The organism is Nocardia carnea NBRC 14403 (assembly GCF_000308515.1).
In the GTDB taxonomy this organism is placed as follows: domain Bacteria; phylum Actinomycetota; class Actinomycetes; order Mycobacteriales; family Mycobacteriaceae; genus Nocardia; species Nocardia carnea.
Genome location: NZ_BAFV01000061.1, coordinates 1 through 25,831, shown reverse-complemented (window position 1 = coordinate 25,831; position 25,831 = coordinate 1). Strand labels below are relative to the sequence as shown.

Genomic DNA, 25,831 nt, shown 5'->3' with positions numbered 1-25,831 from the left:
ACGGCCAACCGGTGTTGGAGTATTTGGGTCGTACGGATTTCCAGGTGAAGTTCCGTGGTCAGCGGATCGAGCTGGGGGAGATCGAGTCGGCGTTCCTGGCGCAATCGCAGGTGAGCCAGGCCGCGGTGACGGTTTCCGCTTCCCAGTTGGGCGAGCAGCTGGTCGCCTACGTGGTGCCGGCACCGGGGCAGGAGATTGTGCAGACCGCTGTGCTGGATGCTGTGCGCGAGATCCTGCCGACCTACATGGTCCCGGCGGCCGTCGTGGAACTAGAGGCATTCCCGCTGAACACGTCCGGCAAGTTGGATCGTAAAGCGTTGCCGGAGCCCGAGTTCGAGACGCGTGAGTTCCGTGCGCCGTCGACTCCGATCGAGGAGATCGTGGCGGGCGTGTTCGCCGATGTTCTGGGTGTGGACCGTATCGGCGCGGATGACGATTTCTTCGCGTTGGGTGGTAACTCGCTGATCGCGACCCAGGTCGCGGCCCGGGTCGGCCAAGCACTGGACGCGCAGGTGCCGGTGCGGATGCTGTTCGAGGCTTCCACGGTGTCCGCCCTGGCAGCTGCCGCCGAAACCGCGACCGGTCGCACCGGTCTGCCGGTCCTCGCCCCGCAGCCGCGCCCGGATCGGGTGCCGTTGTCGCTGGCGCAGCAGCGGATGTGGTTCCTCAACCGATTCGACAGCGCCTCGGCCACCTACAACATCCCGTTCGCCATCCGGCTCACCGGCGACCTCGACGTGGACGCCCTGCAGGCCGCGCTCGCCGATCTGGTGGACCGGCACGAGGTCCTGCGGACTGTGTACCCCGAGGTGGACGGTGTCGGGCACCAGCAGGTGCTGCGCGCCGACGAGGTGGCTCTGGACCTCGTCGCCGAGCCCGTCACCGAAGCGGAACTGCCGGCGCGGATCCTGGCATTGGCCGGTACCGTCTTCGATGTCACGGCCGCACCGCCGTTCCAGACGACCCTGCTGCGCCTCGACGAGCGCAACCATGTCTTCGTCCTGGTCGCGCATCACATCAGCGCCGACGGGTTCTCGCCGCGGCCGCTGCTGCGTGACCTCGTCGTCGCCTACAGCGATCGCAGCCGCGGGGTGGCGCCCGATTGGGCGCCGCTGCCGGTCCAGTACGCCGATTACGCGCTCTGGCAGCGCGAGGTGCTGGGTTCGGAGGACGATCCGGGTTCGGTGGCCGCCCAGCAGGTCGAGTACTGGGTCGACAACCTCCGGGATCTGCCCGATCAGCTGGAACTCCCGGCCGATCGGCCGCGTCCGGAGATCGCCTCCAACTCCGGTGCCGTCCACGATTTCGCCGTGGACCCGGCACTGCGCGCCGAGCTGGAGAATCTGGCCCGTTCGCAGGGGACCACCCTGTTCATGCTGGTGCACGCCGTGCTGGCCGCGTGGTCGAGCCGGATGTCGGCCAGTGGCGATATCGCTATCGGTACTCCGATCGCCGGCCGTGGCGAACAGGCGCTCGACGATCTGGTCGGCATGTTCGTCAACACCCTCGTGTTGCGTACCGAGGTGTCTGCGGCGATGCCGTTCACCGAACTGCTGGCCGACGTCCGCCGTACCGATCTGGCCGCTTTCTCGCATGCCGATATCCCGTTCGAGCGGCTGGTCGACATCCTGAATCCGCGCCGCTCGCAGGCGCACCACCCGCTGTTCCAGGTGGCGCTGGCCTTCGAGGCCGCGTCGGCGGCGGATATGCGCAGCGTATCCCTGCCGGGGCTGGATCTCGAGGTCGTCGATTTCGATCCCGGTCTGGCGAAGTTCGATCTGCAGCTGAGTGTCGGCACCGATGGCGCCGCCGACGGCAGCCTGCTCATGCAGTGGTCGTATGCCACCGATCTGTTCGATCCGGAGACCGTGACCGGATTCGCCGACCGGCTGGTGCGGATCCTGCGCGCGGTGGTGGCGGATCCGGAGATCGCGGTCGGCGATATCGATCTGCTCAGCGCGGCCGAGCGCACCGATGTCGTGGAAAACTGGACGGGTGTCCGTCCCGACGCGGCACCGGGCGTGTTCAATATCGAGGGCCGGGCCGTCGACCAGCCCGAAACAGCCACGCTGGCAAGCTTGTTCGAGGTCGCCGCCGCTGAGCATCCGCAGCGGACCGCCGTGAAGTTCGGCGACGACCGGATCACCTACGACGAACTGGACCGCCGGGCCAATGTGCTGGCCCGCCGCCTGATCGACGAAGGCGCCGGGCCGGAGAACCTGGTCGCGGTCCTGCTGCCGCGTTCGCTGGACCTGGTCGTCGCGCTGCTCGCGGTGATCAAATCGGGTGCCGGCTATGTGCCGGTGGACCCGGATTCTCCGACGGAACGGCTCGCCTACATCCTGGACGACGCCCGCCCGGCGACCGTGCTGCTGGACTCCACCATGCGGGTGGACCTGCCGACCGGCGTATCGCGCGTGGCGGTGGACGGTTACGCGGTGGAAGCCGGGGATATCGAAGACGCCGACGACGGCCCGATCACCGACGCCGACCGCCGCGCGCCGCTGCGGCCGGACAACATCGCCTACGCCATATACACCTCCGGCTCCACCGGCCGCCCCAAGGGTGTCGCGGTAACGCACCGCACCGTGGTGCGGCTGTTCGCCAATACCGAGCCCGAATTCGGTTTCGGGCCCGAGGACGTGTGGACGCTGTTCCACTCCTACGCCTTCGACTTCTCGGTCTGGGAACTGTGGGGACCGCTGCTGTTCGGTGGCTCCCTCGTGGTCGTCGACTACTACGTCTCCCGGTCGCCGCAGCAGTTCCTGGAACTGTTGCGCACCGAACGCGTCACCGTGCTGAGCCAGACGCCGTCCGCGTTCTATCAGCTGGCCGAGGCCGACCGCACCGCCGCCGAAGACCGTCCGCTGGCGCTGCGCTATGTGGTGTTCGGCGGCGAGGCGGTGGAACTGCGCCGGCTCACCGACTGGGTCGAACGGCACGGTGACGGCACGGCCGGGCGCACCCATGTGGTCGACGGGCGGGAAACCGCGTCGCCGCTGCTGGTGAACATGTACGGCATCACCGAGACCACGGTGCACGTGTCCTACCGGGCGCTCGACGCCGCCACCATCGCCGGCGCGGCCGGCAGCGTGGTGGGTCGCGCGCTGGCCGGGGTGAAGATCTATGTGCTGGACGAACGCTTGCGGCCGGCGCCGGTGGGCGTCTCGGGTGAGCTGTATATCGCCGGTGTGCAGCTGGCCCGCGGATACCGCGGCCGCCCCGAGCTGACCGCGGCCCGTTTCGTGGCCGACCCGCTGGGTGCGCCCGGTGACCGGCTGTACCGCTCCGGTGACCTCGCCCGCTGGAACCGCTCCGGCGAACTCGAATACCTCGGTCGCGCCGACGACCAGGTGAAGGTACGTGGTTTCCGGATCGAGCTCGGTGAGATCGAGGCCGCCATCCTGGCGCAGCCGGGTGTCACGCAGGCCGCGGTGATGGTCCGCGAGGACAAACCGGGCGATCACCGGATCGTCGGCTATATGGTTGCCGACGCCGGCGCGGTACTCGATCCCGAATCCGTCCGCGCGGGCGCGGCGGAGCGGCTGCCGAGCTATATGGTTCCGTCCGCACTCGTTGTGCTGGACCGGATTCCGCTGACCATCAACGGCAAGCTGGATCGCCGGGCACTGCCCGCGCCGGTGTTCGAATCGGCGGCCTCGCGCGCGGTGTCGTCCCCGATCGAGGAGATCGTGGCCGGCGTCTTCGCCGAACTGCTGGGCACCGAGGGGATCGGCGCCGATGACGATTTCTTCGCCCTCGGCGGTAACTCGCTGATCGCGACCCAGGTCGCCGCCCGGATCGGTGCCGCGCTCGACACCGAGGTGCCGGTGCGGATGCTGTTCGAGGATTCGACTGTGGCCGCCTTGGCGGCGCGGGTGGAGCAGCAGGCCGGCGCCGGTGGGCGTCCGGTGCTCGCCGCCCGTCCGCGTCCCGAGAACCCGCCGCTGTCGCAGGCGCAGCAGCGGATGTGGTTCCTCAACCGCTTCCAGCCGGATTCGGCGGTCGACAATATTCCGATCGTCTTCCGGATGCGCGGCACGTTGCATGTGCCGGCCATGATCGAGGCGGTCGGCGATGTGATCGCCCGGCACGAATCCCTGCGCACCGTATACCCGTCGCAGGACGGGGTCGGCTATCAGCGGGTGCTGCCGCCGACCGAGGCGGTCCCGGAGGTGGAGGTTCGCGAGTTCGCCGCCGGCCCCGCGGTCGCGGACGGCCTCGGCACCGAACTGCTCACGGCGATCACCGAATTCGTCGTCCAGGGCTACGATCTGACGGTCCAGCCGCCGGCGCGGATGCGGATCTACCGCCTGGGTGCCGACGATCATGTGCTGGTCGGGGTCGTGCACCATATCGCGGCCGACGGTTTCTCCCTGCATCCGCTCAGCCGGGATCTGCTGTCGGCATACGAGGCGCGGACAGCGGGCCGGGCACCCGAATGGGCGCCGATGGCGGTCCAGTACATCGACTATGCGATCTGGCAGCGTGAACTGCTCGGCTCCGAGGACGATCCCGGATCGCTGGTGTCCCGGCAGCTCGACTTCTGGAAAACCGAGCTGGCGGGTCTGCCCGACGAGCTCCGGTTGTCCACGCGTACCCGTCCCGCGGTGGCCAGTGAACAGGCCGCGACCCACCGGTTCGTGGTACCCGGTGAGCTGGTCGACGCGCTCAACACCCTCGCCAAGGCTCAGGGCACAACCCTGTTCATGGTGATGCACAGCAGTTTCGCCACCCTGCTGGCCCGGCTCAGCGGAACCAGCGATATCGCGGTCGGTATCCCGATCGCCGGGCGCGGTGAGCGGCTGCTCGACGATATGGTCGGCATGTTCGTCAACACCTTGGTGCTGCGCACCCGGGTCGATACCGCCGCCCCGTTCACCGAACTGCTCGCGCATGTACGCGATCGGGACCTGCACGCCTTCGCGCACGCCGATGTGCCGTTCGAGCGGCTCGTCGAGGTACTCAATCCGGTGCGGTCCCAATCGCGGCAGCCACTGTTCCAGGTGATGCTGGCATTCCAGAACCTCGGGTACACCGAATTGGAGCTGCCGGGCCTGACGGTGACCGGGCTCGATGTGGAACTGCCGACCACGAAATATGATCTCGTGCTCACCCTGAGCGAGGTGGCCGCTGACGGGTCGGGTATGGCCGCCGAGATCCTTTACGCCACGGATCTTTTCGACGAATCGTTCGTGACCGGATTCAGCCGGCGCTTCCTCCGGTTGCTACGTGTCGTCAGTGCCGGACCCACGGCGGCGGTGGGCGATATCGAACTCATGGACGCGGTCGAACGGTCGACGGTGCTGCACCGGTGGAATGCCACCGAGTTCCCCGTGGAAACCGCGCTCACCTCGATCCCGGGAAGCAGCAGTATGACGCTGTTCTCGTTGTTCGAGGCACAGGTCGCCCGGACACCCCAAGCGGTGGCGCTCACTTTCGACGGGGCTAACTTGTCCTACGAGCAGTTCGCGGACCGCGTGCACCGGTTGGCGCGCTGGTTGCGTGATGCCGGGGTGGGCACGGAAACGTATGTGGCCCTGGGTATGCGCCGGTCGTTCGATCTGCTGACCGCTGTCTACGCTGTGGTGGCGGCCGGTGGAGCGTATGTGCCGCTGGATCCGGACCAGCCGGTGGACCGGCTCGAGTACATCGTCGATACCGCGCGTCCGGTCTGTGTGCTGACTTCGGGTGAAGATCTCGATCCGGCGATTGCCGGGCAGGTGCGTATCGATCGGCTGGACCTGACCGGTTTCGCGGGCACCCCGCTCACCGATGCGGATCGGTTGCGGCCGCTGTACCCGGACAATACCGCGTACGCGATCTTCACTTCGGGGTCGACGGGCCGCCCGAAGGGTGTCGCGGTTTCGCACCGGTCGGTGGTGAACTACCTGGTGGCCGCCCACGCCCGGCACGGGATCGGCGCCGACGATGTGCTGCTGCAGCGCACGCTGGCGACTTTTGATCCGTCCGTGGTGGAGTTCTTCCTGCCGTTGCAGGTCGGCGCGCGCCTGGTCATCGCACATTCGGAGGGGCATCGCGACGCGGCGTATCTCACCCGGTTGATCGCGGACGAGGGTGTGACGATCGCGCAGTTCGTGCCGTCGCTGCTGTCGGTGTTCCTGTCCGAATCCCAGCCCGAAACCTGGGCCGGCCTGCGCAGTATCGTCGTCGGCGGCGAGCTGCTGTCCGGTGAACTCGCGCAGCGGTTGCGCGAACGTACCGGGGCACGTCTGCACAACAAGTACGGTCCGACCGAAACGACGATCGATGTCACCCAGTACGAGGTGACCGATGTCGAAACGGGTTCGGTGCCCATCGGCGCCCCGGGATTCAACACCCAGACCTATGTGCTCGACGACCGGGTGCGGCCGGTACCGACGGGCGTCCCGGGCGAGCTCTACATCGGCGGCGCCCAGATCGCCCACGGCTATCTGGGTCGCTCCGATTTGACCACGACGCGGTTCGTCGCGAACCCGTTCCGTGCCGGTGAGCGGATGTACCGCACTGGCGATGTGGTCCGCTGGCTCTCCGACGGGGATTTGGAGTATCTGGGCCGCAGCGACTTCCAGGTGAAGCTGCACGGTCTGCGGATCGAACCCGGCGAGATCGAGACCGCGCTCACCGAACTGGGCTCGGTCGCCCAGGCCGTGGTCGTGCTGCGCAGCCGGGCGAATACCGGCGATCAGCTGGTGGCCTATGTCGTACCGGCCACCGGCCGGGTGATCGACACCGACGAACTGCGGGATCACCTACGCAACCGGTTGCCGTCGTACATGGTGCCATCGGCGTTCATGGTGCTGGACGCGTTCCCGCTCAATGCCTCGGGCAAGCTGGATCAGAAAGCGTTGCCGGAACCCACTTTCGAGGCCCGGGTCTTCCGGGCGCCGTCCACTCCGATCGAGGAGATCGTGGCGAATACGTTCGCCGAGGTTCTCGGGGTCGAACGGGTCGGCGCGGACGACGACTTCTTCGAGCTGGGCGGTAACTCGCTGGTCGCGACCCAGGTCGCGGCCCGTATCGGCACCGCACTGAACGTGACTGTCCCGGTGCGCGCGCTGTTCGAGGCGCCTACGGTCGCGGCATTGGCGATCCGGGCCGAACAGGCCGGGGAATCGGCACGTCCGGCGCTGGTCGCGGGTCCCCGCCCGGATCGGCTCCCGCTGTCCTATGCACAGCAGCGGATGTGGTTCCTCAACCAGTACGACACTTCGTCGGTGGCGTACAACCTGCCGCTGGCGATCCGTCTCACCGGTGACCTCGATGTGGCGGCCTTGCGTGCGGCAGTCGCCGATGTGGTGTGGCGGCACGAATCGCTGCGCACCTACTACCCGCAGATCGACGGCACACCGGCGCAGGTGATCGTGCCCGCCGAGCAGGTGGAGCTGGATCTCACACCGGTCGCGACCACCGCGGACGACGCGGTGGCCGCGATCACCGGATTCGTGGCCACCGGTTTCGATGTGGCTGCGGCCATTCCGCTGTGGATCCGGCTGTTCGCGACCGCACCGGGCGAGCATGTGCTGGTCGTGGTGGTGCACCATATCGCCGCGGACGGTTTCTCGATGGGACCGCTGGCGCGCGATGTGATGACCGCATACGCGGCGCGCGCCCAGAACGAGGTGCCGGGCTGGGAGACGCTGCCGGTCCAATACGCCGACTACGCGCTGTGGCAGCGGGAGGTACTCGGTGCCGAGGACGATGCGGCCTCGCCGATGGCGCGCCAGATCGCGTTCTGGCAGCGTACTCTCGCCGATCTACCCGATGAGCTGGCCTTGCCGGCCGACCGGCCGCGCCCGGCGGTGGCCTCGCTGCGGGGTGCGACCGTGCGCGCCGAGTTGCCGGCCGAGCTGATCCGGACGCTGGACGAACTGGCCCGCGCCCGCGGCGCCTCGATGTTCATGGTGCTGCACGCGGCGCTGGCAGCACTGCTGGCCCGGCTCTCCGGTGGCGATGATATTGCGATCGGTACGCCGATCGCGGGTCGTGGTGAGCAGGCGCTCGACGATCTGGTCGGTATGTTCGTCAACACCCTGGTGTTGCGTACCGCGGTCGAATCGGGGGAGACCTTCGCCGATCTGCTGGAGCGGGCCAAGCATGCCGACCTGGACGCGTTCGGGCATGCGGATGTGCCGTTCGAACGTCTGGTGGATCTGCTGGCGCCGGAGCGTTCGCAGGCGCGTAATCCGTTGTTCCAGGTGGCGCTGTCGCTGCAGAACAATGAGCAGCCGGTGTTGGATCTGGCCGGGCTCGAGGTGTCGGGTGTGGACCTGGCCGACGATGTGGCGCGCTTCGATCTGCAGTTCACGCTGGGCGAGAATGCCGCGGGCGCAATGGTTCTGGATCTGAACTACGCCACCGAACTGTTCGACGAAGCCACTGTCCGCATGATGATCACGCGGTTCCAGCGGTTGCTGTCCACGGTCGCTGCCGATCCGGATGTGGTGCTGGGTGCGATCGAGATCCTCGACGACACCGAACGGGCCGCGGCCCTGAGCCGTACGGGTGGTCCGGCGGTGCCGGCGGGGACGTTGCCGGAGCTGCTGGCCGCTGCCGTGGCGGTCGATCCGACAGCACCGGCCGTGGTGTTCGACGGTGTTCAGTTCTCCTACGGGGAGTTCGACGAGCGGTCGAATCGCCTGGCGCAGGTGCTGATCGAGCGTTGTCTGGGTGCCGACGACGTGGTGGCCGTGGCGGTGCCGCGGTCGGCGGATTCGGTGCTGGCCGAATGGGCCGTGACGAAGTCGGGTGCGGCGTTCCTGCCGATCGACCCGACGTATCCGGAGGACCGGATCGCGCATATGCTCACCGATTCCGGTGCGCCGGTGGGTATCACGGTGTCGTCGGTGCGGGCCGATCTGCCGGATTCGGTGGACTGGCTGGTGCTCGACGAGCTTGCGCTCGACGGGTACCCGGCCGAGCCGATCACCGATGCCGATCGGGTCTGGCCGTTGACTCCGGAAAGCGCTGCGTACGTCATCTACACCTCGGGTTCGACGGGTTTGCCCAAGGGTGTTGTCGTCAGCCATGAGGGTTTGGCGAACTTCAGTGCCGAGCAGGTGGAGCGGTACCGGTTGAGCCCGGATTCGCGGGCGCTCGCGTTCGCGTCGCCGTCGTTCGACGCGTCGATCCTGGAACTGCTGCTCGCGGTCGGTTCGGCGGGTGCGTTGGTTGTGGTGCCGACCGGCACCTACGGTGGCGCCGAGCTGGGCGAGCTGATCTCCCGTGAGGGTGTGACGGTCGGCCTCATCACGCCGTCGGTGCTGGCCTCGCTGGACCCGGCGGACCTCGCGGGCATGGAAGTGATCATTGCCGGTGGCGAGGCTGTTTCGGCGGATCTGGTGGCCAAGTGGTCCACCGCGCCCGAGGGGGGAGTGGAACGCCGGTTCCACAATGCTTACGGCCCGACCGAAGCGACCATCGCGACCAATATCAGTGGCCGACTGCTGCCCGGTGATCCGGTCACCATCGGTGGTCCCGTGCGCGGTATGCGGGCGCTGGTGCTCGACGACCGGTTGAATCCGGTACCGGAAGGTGTGGCGGGGGAGCTGTATGTCGGCGGTATCCAGCTGGCGCGTGGTTATCACGCCCGGCCGGGTCTCACCGCAGGCCGCTTTGTCGCCGACCCGCACGGCGCGCCGGGTTCGCGGTTGTACCGCACCGGTGACGTGGTGCGCTGGCGTCGTGACGCCGCGGGTGATCCCGCGGTGGAGTACGTGGGCCGTAACGACTTCCAGGTGAAGGTGCGCGGTTTCCGAATCGAGCTCGGCGAGATCGATGCCGCGCTGACCGCACACGAAACGGTTGACTTCGCGGTCACCACCGGCCACGAGAACGCCGCGGGCGTGACCTCGCTCGTCTCGTATGTGGTTGCCGCAACCGGTCGGTCCGTCGATACCGACGCAATCCGCGAATATGCCGGGCAGCGGTTGCCGGCGTACATGGTGCCGTCGTCGATCATGGTGCTCGACGCGATCCCGCTGACCCCGGCCGGCAAGCTGGACCGCCGGGCCCTGCCGGAACCTGTTTTCGAGGTGCGGGAGTTCCGGGCACCGTCGACGCCGACCGAGAACGTGGTGGCCGGTGTGCTCGCCGAGGTCCTCGGTGTGGAACGGGTCGGCGTGGCCGACGATTTCTTCGCACTCGGCGGTAACTCGCTGCTCGCCACCCAGGCCGTGGCCCGACTGGGTGCCGCGCTGAACACCCAGGTGCCGGTCCGGACCCTGTTCGAGGCCTCCGCCGTCGGTGCGCTGGCGGCGCGGCTCGAAGAGCAGACAGGTTCCGGTGGACGTCCGCCGCTGGTACCGCAGCCGCGGCCCACCCGGGTGCTGCCGTCCGGTGAGGTCGTGACACGGATCCCGCTATCGCTGGCACAGCAGCGGATGTGGTTCCTGAACTGGTTCGACGGCGGTGCGGCCGCCTACAACATCCCGATGGTGATCCGCTTGTCCGGGCAGCTGGACGTGGTTGCCCTGCGGCAGGCGGTCGCCGATCTGGTCGCCCGGCACGAGGTGCTGCGGACGGTGTACCCGGAAACCGACGCCGGACCGGCGCAGGTGGTGCTGCCGGCCACGGGAGCGGTACCGGAGCTGGATATCCGCACCGTCTCCGCGGACGAGGTCGAAACCGTGGTGGCCGAGCTGGCGGGGATGTCGTTCGATGTCGCCGAACAGGTACCGGTTTCGGTGACCCTGTTGCAGATCGAGGGTGCGGCAGACGAATACGTGCTCGCCGCGGTGGTGCATCACATTTCCGGCGACGGTTCGTCGATGACGCCGCTGACGCGGGACCTGATGACCGCGTACTCGGCGCGGGCGGCCGGCCGGGCGCCGGATTGGGCGCCGCTGCCGGTCCAGTACGCCGATTTCGCGATCTGGCAGCGGAATCTGCTGGGCGACGGCACCGATCCGTCGTCGCTGGCGCACGAGCAGCTCGCCTACTGGCGGTCGGCCCTGGCGGATCTGCCCGAACAGCTGGATCTGCCGACCGACCGGCCGCGGCCCGCGGCGCAGTCGTATGACGGTGGCCGGGTCGAGGTGCGTATCGATGCGCGACTGCACCGGGCGCTGGCCGATTTCGCCCGCGAGCAGGGCGCGACCCTGTTCATGGTGACGCATACCGCGTTCGCGGTGTTGCTGGCCCGGTTGTCGGGTACCGGCGATATCGCGATCGGCACCCCGGTCGCGGGCCGCGGCGATGCCGCCCTCGACGAGGTGATCGGCATGTTCGTGAACACTCTGGTGTTCCGGACCGAGGTCGACGGTGGGGAATCGTTCACCGAACTGCTGGCGCGCCAGCGCGAGGCCGATATCGCAGCCCTCGCGCATGCCGATGTGCCGTTCGAACAGCTGGTGGAAGCGCTGAACCCGGTGCGGTCGACGGCGCGGCATCCGCTGTTCCAGGTGGGCTTCACCTTCCAGAACCTGGCGCAGACCAGCCTGGAACTGCCCGAACTGTCGGTATCCGGTGTCGAGGCCGGCGCCGAGGCGGCGCTGTACGACCTGAGCATGATTCTCAGCGACACCTACGACGCGTCGGGCGTCCCGGAAGGGGTCAGCGGCTATCTGACCTATGCCACCGCATTGTTCGACCACGCGACGGTGGCCGGGTTCGTCGACCGGTTCCTGCGGGTGCTCGAAGGGATCGTCGCCGATCCCACGGCGTCGGTCGGTGAGATCGAACTGCTCGATGTGGCCGAACGGCAACTGGTGCTGCACCGGTGGAACGCGACCGAGCAGGCGATCGCGCCCGGTTTGTTGCTGGACGGGTTCGATCGGGTCGTATCCGAAAGCCCCGACCGAACCGCCCTGACCTACGAGGGCACCGGTCTGTCCTACGGCGAGTTCGCGAGCCGGGTGCACCGGCTGGCGCGGTGGCTGCGCGACGCCGGGGTCGGCACGGAAACCTATGTGGCCCTGGGTATGCGCCGGTCGTTCGATCTGCTCACCGCCGCATACGCTGTGGTGGCGGCCGGCGGTGCGTATGTGCCGCTGGATCCGGACCAGCCGGTGGACCGGCTCGAGTACATCGTCGATACCGCGCGTCCGGTCTGCGTGCTGACCTCGGGCGAAGACCTCGATCCGGCGATTGCCGGGCAGGTGCGGATCGATCGGCTGGACCTGACCGGTTTCGCGGATACGCCGCTCACCGATGCGGATCGGTTGCGGCCGCTGCGCCCGGACAACACCGCGTACGCGATCTTCACCTCGGGCTCCACCGGACGGCCCAAGGGCGTCCCGGTTTCGCACCGGGCCGTGCTCAACTACCTGGCGACGACCCGCGAACGGCACGGAATCGGCGCCGGTGATGTGCTGTTGCAGCGCACCCTGGCGACCTTCGACCCGTCCGTGGTGGAGTTCTTCCTGCCGCTGCAACTCGGCGCCCGCCTGGTCATCGCACATTCGGAAGGGCATCGCGACGCCGCCTACCTCACCCGGCTGATGGCCGGCGAGGGCGTCACGATGGCGCAATTCGTGCCGTCGCTGCTGTCGGTGTTCCTGTCCGAATCCGACCCCGCGGACTGGGCCGGCCTGCGCAGTATCGTCGTCGGCGGTGAACTGTTGTCCGGTGAACTCGCGCAGCAACTGCGCGAACGTACCGGCGCCCGCCTGTTCAACCAGTACGGGCCGACCGAGACCACCATCGATGTCACCGCGCACGAGGTGACAGGCGCCGAAACCGGCGCGGTGCCGATCGGTATCCCCGGTCTCAACACCCAGACCTATGTGCTCGACGACCGGTTGCGGCCGGTGCCCGCGGGCGTCCGGGGTGAGCTCTACCTCAGCGGTGCGCAGCTGGCGCACGGCTATCTGGCCCGCCCCGACCTGACCACCACGCGGTTCGTCGCGAACCCGTTCCGTGCCGGTGAGCGGATGTACCGCACCGGCGATGTGGTCTGCTGGACCCCGGACGGCGAGCTGGAGTACCTGGGCCGCAGCGACTTCCAGGTGAAGCTGCACGGCCAGCGGATCGAGCCCGGCGAGATCGAGGCCGCGCTCACCGAACACGACTCGGTGGCCCGGGCACTGGTGATCCTGCGTCATTCGGGTACCGGTGATCAGCTGGTCGCCTACGTGATCCCGGCCGCCGGCGCGACCACCGACACCGATGTGCTGCGGACCCATCTGCACGACCGCCTGCCGTCGTTCATGGTGCCGGCGGCGTTCGTGGAACTGGACGCGTTCCCGTTGAACGCCTCGGGCAAGCTGGACCGTAAAGCGTTGCCGGAACCGGTGTTCGAGGTCCGCGAATTCCGGGCCGCGGCGACCCCCATCGAGGAGATCGTGGCGGATACCTTCGCCGAGGTCCTCGGGGTCGAGCGGATCGGCGCGGACGACGATTTCTTCGCCCTCGGCGGCGACAGCATCGTCTCGATTCAGCTGGTGTCGCGCGCCAAGGCACGCGGTGTGGTGTTCACGCCGCGACAGGTGTTCGAACAGCGCACGGTGGCCGGCTTGGCGTCGGTCGCCGAATTCGCCGAATCTGCCGACCGCGCGGTGCGGACCCTGGCCGAATTGCCGGGCGGTGGGGTCGGGCGGATGCCGCTCACCCCGGTGGTGCGGACCATGGTCGACCGCTTCGGCTCGTTCGGGCGTTTCCACCAGCTGACACCGCTGAGCCTGCCGATCGGCGTCACTCGCGAGACCATCGCCGCGGTGGTGGGCCCCGTGCTCGACCGGCACGATATGTTGCGGTCGCGCCTGGCGCTCGTGGACGGCGAATGGGTCCTGGAGACCGCCGAGCCCGGTTCGGTCGATGTGGACGCGCTCATCGATCACACCGTGTTCGACGCCGCCGCCACCGATGATCAGGTCGCCGCAATCGCCTCCGCCGCCGCCGATGCCGCGCTGGACCGGATGGATCCGGCCGCAGGCAGGGTGGTGCAGTTCGCCTGGCTGGAACCGGATACCGCCGATCGGGCGGGATACCTGGTCGTCATCGCCCACCACCTGGTGGTCGACGGTGTGTCCTGGCGCATCCTGCTGCCCGATTTCGTACTGTCCGCCGGCGCGCACAGCGCCGGGCAGGCACCGGAACTGCCGAAGCCGACCACCTCGATGCGGACCTGGGCGCATGCGCTGGAGCAGCATGCGCACAGCGCCGAGCGGGAGGCCGAACTCGACTACTGGCAGACCGTCGCCGGTACCACCGATCCGCTGCTGACCGAGCGCGCGCTGGACCCGGCGGTCGATACCGCCGCACTGGTCGAAACCCATGCGGTGCGGGTATCGCCCGAGATCACCCAGGCACTGCTCACCACGGTGCCGGCCCTGTTCCACGGTGGAGTGAACGACGGCCTGCTCACCGCACTCGTACTGGCCACCACCGCGTGGCGGGCCCGGCGGGTGCCCGGTGCGGCGATCGACGATCCGCTGCTGATCCGGCTCGAAGGTCACGGTCGTGAGGAAGAGGTCGTACCCGGCGCCGATCTGTCCCACACCCTCGGCTGGTTCACCTCGGTGTTCCCGGTTCGGTTCGCACCGGCCGGTATCGATATCGAGGACGCCCTCGACGGTGGACCGTCGCTGGGCGCGGCGCTCAAGGCGGTGAAGGAACAGCTGCTCGCGGTACCGGACAAGGGCATCGGCTACGGGCTGCTGCGCCACCTGAACCCGCGGACCGCGGGTGAGCTGCCGGCCGAGCTGCCGGGCCAGGTGAGCTTCAACTACCTGGGCCGTTCCGCCGGGGCGAGCGAGATCTCCCCGGAGATGCGCGATTTCGGCTGGTTGCCGGCCGATCTGGCGGTGGACGCGGCATTCGACGCGGATATGCCCGCCCTGGCGCTACTGGATATCAACGCCATCGTCGTCGGCGACGAGTTCACCGCGAATATCGGATACCCGACGACCTTGCTCGGGGCCGACGAGGTCCGCGAATTCGGTGAGTTGTGGGCGCAGGCGCTGGAAGCAGTCGCCCGGCACGCGAATTCCGCGGGCGCCGGCGGGCACACCCCCTCCGATTTCGGCATGGTCGCCCTGTCGCAGTCCGATATCGACGGGATCGAACGGCGTTTCCCGATGCCGGTCGCCGATGTGTGGCCGCTGTCCTCGATGCAGGCCGGCATGCTGTTCCACGCCCAGCTCGCCGCCGCGTCGGTGGACGTGTACACCGGCCAGGTCGTGCTGACCCTGACCGGCCGGGTGGACGCCGACCGGTTGCGGGCTTCGGCCCAGGCCCTGGTCGACCGGTACGAGAACCTGCGTACCGCCTTCGTCACCAACCACGAGGGCAACCCGGTCCAGGTGGTCCTGAAGGATCTGCCGGTCGACTGGACCGAATACGACCGCAGTGCCACCGGCACCGCCGCCGATCTCATCGAGACGGACCGGATGCGGCGCTTCGATCTGACCGCGCCGCCGCTGCTGCGCTTCACGCTGATCAAGACCGGGGCCGACACCTGGCAGTTCGTGGTGTCCAACCACCACATTCTGCTCGACGGCTGGTCGATGCCGCTGCTCATGCGGGATCTGCTGACGCTGTACGCCCTCCATGCCGAAACCACCGGTCTGCCGGCGGTCCGGTCCTACCGGACCTTCCTGGAGTGGGTGGCCCGGCAGGACCGGCAGGTATCGCTGGACGCCTGGCGGTCCGCGCTGGCGGAGGTCGGCGAACCGACGCTGCTCGCCCGTTCCGGAACGGGCGGTTCCGCGCACGAGATCACCGCGCTCTCGGGTGAATACGTGTTCGAGCTCGATACCGAGGCCACGGCCCGGATCACCGCGCTGGCGGCCGAACTCGGCGTCACCGCGAATACGGTGCTACAGGTGGCATGGGCGGTGCTGCTGGGCCAGCTGACCGGCCGCGACGATGTGCTGTTCGGCGCTACCGTCTCCGGCCGGCCGCCGGAGCTGCCCGGCGTGGAATCGATGGTCGGGTTGTTCATCAACACCATCCCGGTGCGGGTGCGGTTCGCGCCCGGCGAATCCGCGCGGACGCTGCTGGGCCGAGTCCAGGCCGAACAGGCCGATCTGCTGGACCACCATCACGTGGGCCTCGCCGATATCCACGCGGCGGCCGGGATGCCGGCACTGTTCGACACCCTGCTGGTGTTCGAGTCGTATCCGGTGGATGCCGAAGGTATTCAGGCGCAGGCTGCCGATATCGACGGTATGGCGGTGACCGGCCTCGACGGCGTCGACGCCACGCACTACCCGCTCACCCTGGTCGCGTCGCTGGGCAGCACGCTGCGGGTGCGGGCCGGATACCTGCAGGACATGTTCGGCGAGTCCGAGATCCGGCGGATCGCGGACCGGTTCGTACGTGTGCTGGGCGGATTCGTCGCCGATCCGGGCGTCGCTGTCGGCGATATCGATCTGCTGGACGCCGCGGAGCGCGAGACGGTGCTGCGCCGCTGGAACACGACCGAGCATCCGCTCGCGCCGGCGTTGCTGCTGGACGGGTTCGCCCGGGCGGTGGCCGAGCATCCGGATCGGGTGGCGGTGACCTTCGAAGGCGCCGAGCTGACCTATGCAGAATTGTCCGCGCGGGTGAACCGGGTGGCCCGGGTTCTCGTGGCCGCGGGCGTGGGGCCGGAGTCGCTGGTCGGCCTGGTCATGCGGCGGTCGCTGGATCTGGTGGTCGGGATGTACGCGGTCGTCACCGCGGGCGGCGCCTATGTGCCGTTGGATCCGGACCATCCGGCCGAGCGGATCGGTTACGTGCTCGACACTGCGCAGCCGGTCTGTGTCCTGACCACGTCCGCCGATGCCGGCGCTGTTCCCGAGGGGACAGGTGCGCCGGTACTGGAGCTCGACGTCCTGGACATCGCCGGATACGATTCGGCACCGCTGACCGATGCGGAGCGGCTCGGGCCGGTGCGGCCCGGTAATACCGCGTATGTCATCTTCACGTCCGGTTCGACGGGGCGGCCGAAGGGTGTGGCGGTATCGCATGCGGCGATCGTCAACCAGGTGGCCTGGATGCTGGCGCAGTACCCGATGGGCGCCCGCGATGTGTACCTGCAGAAGACCGCGACCACGTTCGACGTATCCCTGTGGGGTTACTTCCTGCCGCTGGCCGCCGGTGCCCGGCTCGTGGTCGCCACCCCCGACGGGCATCGGGACCCGGCGTATCTGGCGCGGGTGATCGCGGAGCAGAACGTGACGGTGACGGACTTCGTCCCGTCGATGCTGACGGTGTTCGCCGCCTACACTCCGGCGGGTTCGATCCCCGGTCTCGAACATGTCTTCGTGATCGGTGAGGCGTTGCCGCCGGAGACGGTGACCGCGATGCACGCCGTCTCGGATGCGGCGCTGCACAACCTGTACGGCCCGACCGAGGCCGCGGTATCGATCACCTACTGGCAGGCCACCGGCGACGAAACCGGCAGTGTCCCGATCGGTGTGCCGCAGTGGAACTCGCGGGTGTATGTACTCGACGGCCGGTTGCGGCCGGTCCCCGAAGGCGTCGTGGGCGAGCTGTACCTCGCAGGCGACCAGCTCGCCCGCGGCTATGTCACGCGGCCCGATCTCACCTCCGATCGGTTCGTGGCCAGCCCGTTCGATACGGCTGAGCGGATGTACCGCACCGGCGACCTGGTGCGGTGGCAGCGGGTCGACGGCCGGCCGGTCCTGGAGTATCTGGGCCGAACGGACTTCCAGGTGAAGTTCCGGGGTCAGCGGATCGAACTCGGTGAGATCGAATCCGCGTTCCTGGCGCAGCCGCAGGTGAGTCAGGCCGTGGTCACGGTGGCGGCATCGCAATTGGGTGAGCAGCTCGTCGCCTATGTGGTGCCCGCACCGGGCGCGCAGATCGAAACGCCGGAACTGCTCGATGCGGTGCGGGAAGTCCTGCCCAGCTACATGGTGCCGGCGACCGTCGTACAGCTGGACGCGTTCCCGTTGAACACTTCGGGCAAGCTGGACCGCAAGGCGCTGCCGGAGCCCGAGTTCGAGGCCCGGGAGTTCCGGGCGCCGTCGACCCCGATCGAGGAGATCGTGGCCGAGGTCTACGCCGATGTACTCGGTGCGGAGCGGATCGGCGCGGACGACGATTTCTTCGCCCTCGGCGGTAACTCGCTGATCGCGACCCAGGTCGCCGCCCGCCTCGGACGTGCGCTGGACGTCGACGTCCCGGTGCGCATCCTGTTCGAGGCGACCACGGTGGCCGCCCTCGCAGCGCGTGCGGAACTGCAATCCGAGGCCGGTGGGCGGATCGCCCTGACCCCGCAGCCGCGACCCACACAGACCCTGCCCTCGGGCGAGGTCGTGGAGCGGGTGCCGCTATCGCTGGCGCAGCAGCGGATGTGGTTCCTGAACCGGTTCGATCCGGATTCGTTCGTGAACAACATTCCGATCGCGGTCCGGCTCACCGGTGATCTCGACGCGGCCGCCCTGCAGGCTGCCGTCGCCGATGTACTGGTGCGGCACGAATCGCTGCGCACCTTCTACCCGGAGGTCGGCGGGACCCCGTACCAGCAGGTGCTGCCCGCGGCCGAGGTGGTGCCCGAACTGGCACCCCTCGAGGTCACGACGGGCGATCTGCCCGCGCGGCTCGCCGAACTGGTGCTGGCCGGATTCGATGTCACCGCGAGCGTGCCGTTCCGGGCCCGGTTGTTCCGGCTGAATGCGTCCGAGCATGTGCTCGGCTTCGTCGTCCATCACATCTCCGGTGACGGTTTCTCGATGGCGCCGCTGCTGCGCGATGTGGTGACCGCGTATATGGCGCGCACCGCGGGCGAAAACCCCGGCTGGGCGCCACTGGAAGTGCAGTACGCCGATTTCGCGCTCTGGCAGCGGCAGGTACTGGGCGCCGAGGACGATCCCGAATCGGTGATCGCCCAGCAGGTTGCGTACTGGTCGCGGGAGCTGGCCGGGCTACCGGATCAGCTGGACCTACCGGCCGACCGGCCGCGGCCCGCGATCGCCTCGGGCCGGGGCGCCGCCCATACCTTCGAGATCGACGCCGAAACCCATGCCGGGCTGGCCGAACTGGCGCGGACCGAGGGCGCGACCCTGTTCATGGCCGTGCACGCGGCGTTCGCGGTACTGCTGTCGCGACTGTCCGGGGAAACCGATATCGCGATCGGCACCCCGATCGCGGGCCGCGGTGAACGCGCGCTCGACGATCTGATCGGCATGTTCGTCAACACCCTGGTGCTGCGGACACCGGTCGATTCCGGTACCGGGTTCACCGAACTGCTGGGTGCGGTGCGCGGTAGCGATATCGCCGCATTCGGGCATGCGGATCTGCCGTTCGAGCGTCTGGTGGAGATCCTCAACCCGGTGCGGTCGCAGGCGCGGCATCCGCTGTTCCAGGTGATGCTGTCGCTGCAGAACACCCCGCCGGTGCATACGGAACTGCCCGGGCTCGGCGTCAGCGCGGTCGATATGCCGCTGGAGACCGCGAAATTCGATCTCCAGCTGGATCTGAGCGAACGGACCGGCACCGCCGGAATCGACGCGACCTTCACCTACGCGACCGACCTGTTCGATCGCGAAACGGTCGCGCAGTTCGCCCAGCGGTTCGCCCGGTTGCTGAAAGCCGTGGTCAAGACCCCGGAGCGCCCGCTGGGCGATCTCCCGCTGCTGGACGCGCTGGAGGCGTCGACGGTACTGCGCGGTGGGTACGGCCGGGAGGCCGCCGTCGACCCGGCCGCGACGCTGGCCGGTCTGTTCGCCGACCAGGTCGCGTACACGCCGGAAGCGCCCGCGGTGGCATTCGAGGGGACAGGTCTGTCCTATGCCGAGTTCTCCGCACGGGTGAACCGCCTGGCCCGGCACCTGATCTCGCTGGGTGTCGGACCGGATGTTCCGGTGGCGCTGGGCATGCGGCGTTCGCTGGATCTGGTTGTGGCGATGTACGCGGTCGTCACCGCTGGTGGCGCCTATGTGCCGCTGGATCCGGAGCAGCCTGCCGAACGTACGGATTACATCCTGGCCACCGCGCAGCCGCTCTGCGTATTGACCAGTGCGGCGGACGGGTTCACTACGGCGGACCGGCCGGTCGTGGTGGTCGACGAGATCGACCTCTCCGGCTACGCCGATACCGCCGTCACCGACACCGAGCGGGTCGTGCCGTTGCGGTCGTCGAACACTGCCTACGTCATCTTCACCTCCGGTTCGACGGGGCGGCCGAAGGGTGTGGCGGTGTCGCATGCGGCGATTGTGAATCGCCTGGTGTGGATGCAGGCCGAGTACGGTCTGCGGCCTTCGGATGTGGTGTTGCAGAAGACGCCGTCGACGTTCGATGTGTCGGTGTGGGAGTTCTTCTGGCCGTTGCAGATCGGTGCCCGGTTGGTGGTCGCGAAGCCGGACGGTCATCGGGACCCGGCCTACCTGGCCGAGGTGATCGACGCCGAGCAGGTCACGGTGGCCCACTTCGTGCCGTCGATGCTGACGGTGTTCGTCGCTGCTCTCCCGGGTGAGTCCGGTGCGCGGACGTGTACGTCGCTGCGCCTGGTGTTCTCCTCCGGTGAAGCGTTGCCCGCGAAGCCTGCGCAGCGGTTGCGCGAGCTGACCGGTACCACGGTGCACAACCTGTACGGTCCGACCGAGGCCGCGGTCGACGTGACCTATCACGAAGTCTCCGATGCGGATACGACGACAGTGCCGATCGGTGCCCCGGTGTTCAACACCCGGGTGTACGTGCTCGACGGCCGGTTGCGGCCGGTGCCGGTGGGTGTCGCAGGTGAGCTCTATCTGTCGGGCGTGCAGCTGGCGCGCGGTTATGTGGCGCGGCCGGACCTGTCGGCGGACCGGTTCGTCGCCGATCCGTTCGAGGTCGCCGAGCGGATGTACCGCACCGGTGACGTGGTGCGCTGGAACTCCAGCGGTGAGCTCGAATACCTGGGCCGTTCCGATTTCCAGGTGAAACTGCGTGGTCTGCGGATCGAACTCGGCGAGATCGAATCCGCTCTGACCGAGGCCGGCGAGGTCGCGCAGGCCGTGGTGGTGTTGCGCGGCGATGCCCGGACCGGGGATCAGCTCGTCGGCTATGTGGTGCCGGCCGCCGGTGCCGTGGTCGACACCGATGCGCTGCGTAGCGCGCTGTCCGGCCGCCTGCCGTCCTATATGGTGCCGGCCGCGTTCGTGGTGCTCGACGCCTTCCCGCTGAACGCCAGCGGCAAACTCGACCGCCGGGCCCTGCCCGAACCGGTCTTCGCGGCGCGGGCCTTCCGGGCCCCGTCCACTCCGATCGAGGAGATCGTGGCGAATACGTTCGCCGAGGTCCTCGGCGTGGAACGGGTCGGCGCGGACGACGATTTCTTCGATCTGGGCGGTAACTCCCTGATCGGTATGCAGGTCGCCGCCCGGATCGGTGCAGCGCTCGGCACCCAGGTGCCGGTGCGGGCACTGTTCGAGGCGCCGGCCGTGGCCGCGCTCGCGGTCCGGGTGGAACAGTTCGGCGCCCGGACCCGGCCGCCGCTGGTGGCCGGGCCGCGCCCGGAACAGGTACCGCTGTCCTATGCCCAGCAGCGGATGTGGTTCCTGAACCAGTACGACACCTCCTCGGCGGCCTACAACCTGCCGATGGCAATCCGTCTCACCGGCGATCTCGACGTGGCGGTATTGCGTGCGGCCATGGGCGATGTGGTGGCCCGGCACGAATCACTGCGCACCCGCTACCCGGACCTGGGCGGCCGGCCGGTGCAGTTGATCCTGCCCGCCGACCAGGTGACGGCGGACCTCGATCCGGTGCAGGTCACGGCGGATGACGTGACCTCGAAGGTCGTCGAGTTCGCGTCGGCCGGTTTCGATGTGGCCGCGGCCGTGCCCGTGCGGGTCCGGCTCTTCGCCGTCGCACCCGGTGAATTCGTGCTGGTCGTGGTGCTGCACCACATTTCCGGTGACGGTTTCTCGCTGGCGCCGCTGGCGCGCGATGTGATGACCGCGTATGCGGCGCGGGCCCAGGGCGAACTCCCGAACTGGGATCCGCTGCCCGTGCAGTACGCCGACTACACCCTGTGGCAGCGCGAGGTCCTGGGTGCCGAGGACGATCCCGAGACCGCGATGGCACAGCAGATCGCGTTCTGGCAGGAGACTCTCGCGGATCTGCCCGATGAGCTCGTCCTGCCCACCGACCGGCCGCGGCCCGCGGTGGCCTCCATGCGCGGCGCGACGGTGCGCGGCGAACTGGGCACCGAGCTGGTGCGGAACCTGAATGCCGTGGCCCGCACCCGCGGCGCGTCGATGTTCATGGTGCTGCATGCCGGTCTGGCGGCATTGCTCGCGCGGCTGTCCGGTAGCGACGATATCGCGATAGGTACGCCGATCGCGGGTCGCGGGGAGCAGGCGCTCGACGATCTGGTCGGTATGTTCGTGAACACTTTGGTGCTGCGGACCGAGGTCGGTTCGGGCGACTCCTTCGCGGATCTGGTGGACCGGGCCCGCCGGGCGGATCTGGATGCCTTCGGCCACGCCGATGTGCCGTTCGAACGCCTGGTGGATCTGCTGGCGCCGGAGCGTTCGCAGGCCCGCAACCCGCTGTTCCAGGTGGCGCTGTCGTTCCAGAACCAGGAGCAGGCCGTCCTGGATCTGGCCGGACTGACCGTCGCCGGCGTGGAACTCGCCGACGATGTGGCCCGCTTCGACCTCCAGTTCACCCTCGCCGAAAACGGTGCGGGCGGTATGGAACTGGTGTTGAACTACGCCACCGAACTGTTCGACGAATCCACTGCGCAGACCATGATCGCGCGGTTCCGGCAGCTGCTGGCGGCGGTCGCCGCCGACCCGGATGCGGTGCTGGGGGATCTCCCGCTCCTCGATTCGGGCGAACGCCGCGAACTGCTGTCCCGCACGGGTGGCCCGGCGGTACCGGCGCGGACGTTGCCGGAGCTGCTGGCCGCTGCCGTGGCGGTCGATCCGGCGGCGCCGGCGGTGGTGTTCGACGGTGCTCGCTACTCCTACGGGGAGTTCGACGAGCGGTCGAACCGCCTGGCGCGGGTGCTCATCGGCCGCGGTTCGGGCGCCGAAGATGTGGTGGCCGTGGCGGTGCCGCGGTCGGCGGATTCGGTGCTGGCCGAATGGGCCGTGACGAAGTCGGGTGCGGCGTTCCTGCCGATCGACCCGACGTATCCGGAAGACCGGATCACCCATATGCTCACCGATTCCGGTGCGTCCGTGGGTATCACGGTGTCGTCGGTGCGGGCCGATCTGCCGGATTCGGTGGACTGGCTGGTTCTGGACGAACTGGATCTGGACCGGCATTCGGCCGGGCCGGTGACCGACACCGACAGGCTGCGGCCGCTGACGCCGGCGAACACCGCCTACGTCATCTACACCTCCGGTTCGACGGGCCTGCCCAAGGGTGTTGTCGTCAGCCATGCGGGCTTGGCGAACTTCAGTGCGGAGCAGGTGGAGCGGTACCGGTTGACTTCGGATTCGCGGGCGTTGGCGTTCGCGTCGCCGTCGTTCGATGCGTCGATTCTGGAATTGCTGCTGGCTGTGGGTTCGGCGGGTGCGCTGGTTGTGGTGCCGACCGGTACCTACGGTGGCGCGGAATTGGGTGAGCTGATCTCGCGTGAGGGTGTGACGGTCGGCCTCATCACGCCTTCGGTACTGGCCTCGCTGGACCCAGCGGATCTCGCGGGCATGGAAGTGATCATCTCCGGTGGCGAAGCCATTTCCGCGGATCTCGTCGCGAAATGGGCGACCGCGCCGGCGGGTGGGGCGCACCGCCGGCTCCACAATGCCTACGGCCCGACCGAGGCCACGATTGCCACGAATATCAGCGGTGTGCTGCAGGCCGGTGACCGCGTGACGATCGGCGGCCCGGTGCGTGGTATGCGTGCGCTGGTCCTGGACAACCGGTTGAACCCGGTGCCGGAAGGTGTGGCCGGAGAGCTGTATGTCGGTGGTATCCAGCTGGCGCGTGGTTATCACGCGCGGGCGGGTCTGACGTCGGAACGGTTCGTCGCCGACCCGCACGGTGAGCCCGGGGCACGCCTGTATCGCACCGGTGACCTGGTGCGCTGGCGTCGCGACGCCGCGGGCGATCCCGCGGTGGAGTATGTGGGTCGTAACGATTTCCAGGTGAAGGTGCGCGGTTTCCGTATCGAGCTCGGCGAGATCGACGCCGCGCTCACCGCGCACGACACCGTGGACTTCGCGGTCACCACCGGCCACAAGAACGCCGCGGGCGCGGTATCTCTCGTGTCGTATGTGGTCCCGGCGCCGGGCGCCACCGTCGATATCGCCGCCGTGACCGGTGACGTCGCCGAGCGGCTGCCCGACTACATGGTTCCGGCGTCGATCATGGTCATCGACCGGATCCCGCTGACTCCGGCCGGGAAACTGGATCGCAAGGCACTGCCCGAACCGGTGTTCGGAGCGCGTACCGCCTTCCGCGGTCCGCGGACACCGGTCGAGCAGATCATCGCCGAGGTCTTCGCCGAGGTGCTCGGCGTGGACCGGGTGGGCGTGGACGATTCGTTCTTCGCCCTCGGCGGCGACAGTATCGTCTCCATCCAGCTGGTCTCGCGTGCCAAGGCCCGCGGCGTGGTCTTCACACCACGGCATGTCTTCGAACAGCGCACGGTGGCCGGGCTCGCCTCGGTCGCCGAATCCGCGGACGCCGACAGCGTCCTGCAGACGCTCGTCGAAATGCCGGGCGGCGGTATCGGTTCCATGCCGTTGACGCCGATCGTGCGGTTCATGGCCGAACGGCCCGGTTCCTTCGGCCGGTTCCACCAGCTCATCACCCTGGACCTCCCGGTCGGCATCGACCGGGAAACCATCGCCGGCGTGGTGGGCCCGGTCATCGACCGGCACGACATGCTGCGGTCGCGGCTGTACACCGCCGGCGGCGACTGGATCGTGGAAACAGGCGCCCCGGGTAGCGTCGACGTGGACGCGCTCATCGACCACACCGTGTTCGACGGCGCCGCCACCGGTACCGAACTGTCCGAGATCGCCGCGGCGGCTGTCGATGCCGCACTGGACCGGCTCGATCCCGAGAACGGGATCGTGGTCCGGTTCGTCTGGCTGGAACCCGATACCGCCGACCGCCACGGTCATCTGGTGGTCATCGCGCACCACCTGGCGATCGACGGTGTGTCCTGGCGTGTGCTGGTACCGGATTTCGTGCTGTCCGCCGTCGCGCGCAGCGCGGGCCAGACCCCGGAACTGCCCGCACCGGTCACGTCCATGCGGACCTGGGCGCATGCGCTGGAACGCAATGCGCACAGCGCGGAACGGCTCGCGGAACTCGAGTACTGGCGGACCGTCGCCGGTACCGCCGATCCGCTGCTCACCGAGCGCCCGATGGATCCCGCGGTCGATACCGCCGGTGTCGTCGACGTGCATGCGGTGCGCGTATCGCCGGAGGTCACCCAGGCGCTGCTCACCACCGTGCCGGCGTTGTTCCACGGTGGCGTGAACGACGGCCTGCTCACCGCACTCGTCTTGGCGACCGCCGCGTGGCGGGCCCGGCGGGTGCCGGGAGCGCCGCTGGACGATCCGCTGCTGATCCGGCTCGAGGGCCACGGTCGTGAGGAAGAGATCGTGCCCGGTGCCGATCTGTCCCGTACGGTCGGCTGGTTCACCGCGCTGTTCCCGGTCCGGTTCGAACCGGCGGGGATCGATATCGAGGCCGCGCTCTCCGGCGGCACGGAAATGGGCGCCGCGCTCAAACTTGTCAAGGAGCAGCTGCTCGCGGTTCCGGACAAGGGTGTCGGTTACGGCCTGCTGCGGTATATGAATTCCGAGACCGCCGCGGACTTCCCGCGCACTATGCCGGGCCAGGTGAACTTCAACTACCTGGGTCGCGTCGGGGCCGGTGAGATCCCCGAGGAGATGCACGGTTTCGGCTGGCTCCCGACCGCCGATCTGGCCGTGGACGTCGGCTACGACCCGGATATGCCGGCCATGGCGCTGCTGGATATCAACGCCAT

1 protein-coding gene is annotated in these 25,831 nt (G+C 68.5%); it reads left to right on the top strand.

Going from position 1 to position 25,831, the window contains the following annotated elements; all coding sequences use genetic code 11:
- Positions 1-25,831, top strand: a 25,831-nt coding sequence (locus tag ON22_RS22575; RefSeq protein WP_157170426.1) for a non-ribosomal peptide synthase/polyketide synthase, incomplete at both ends; no start/stop codon positions are given.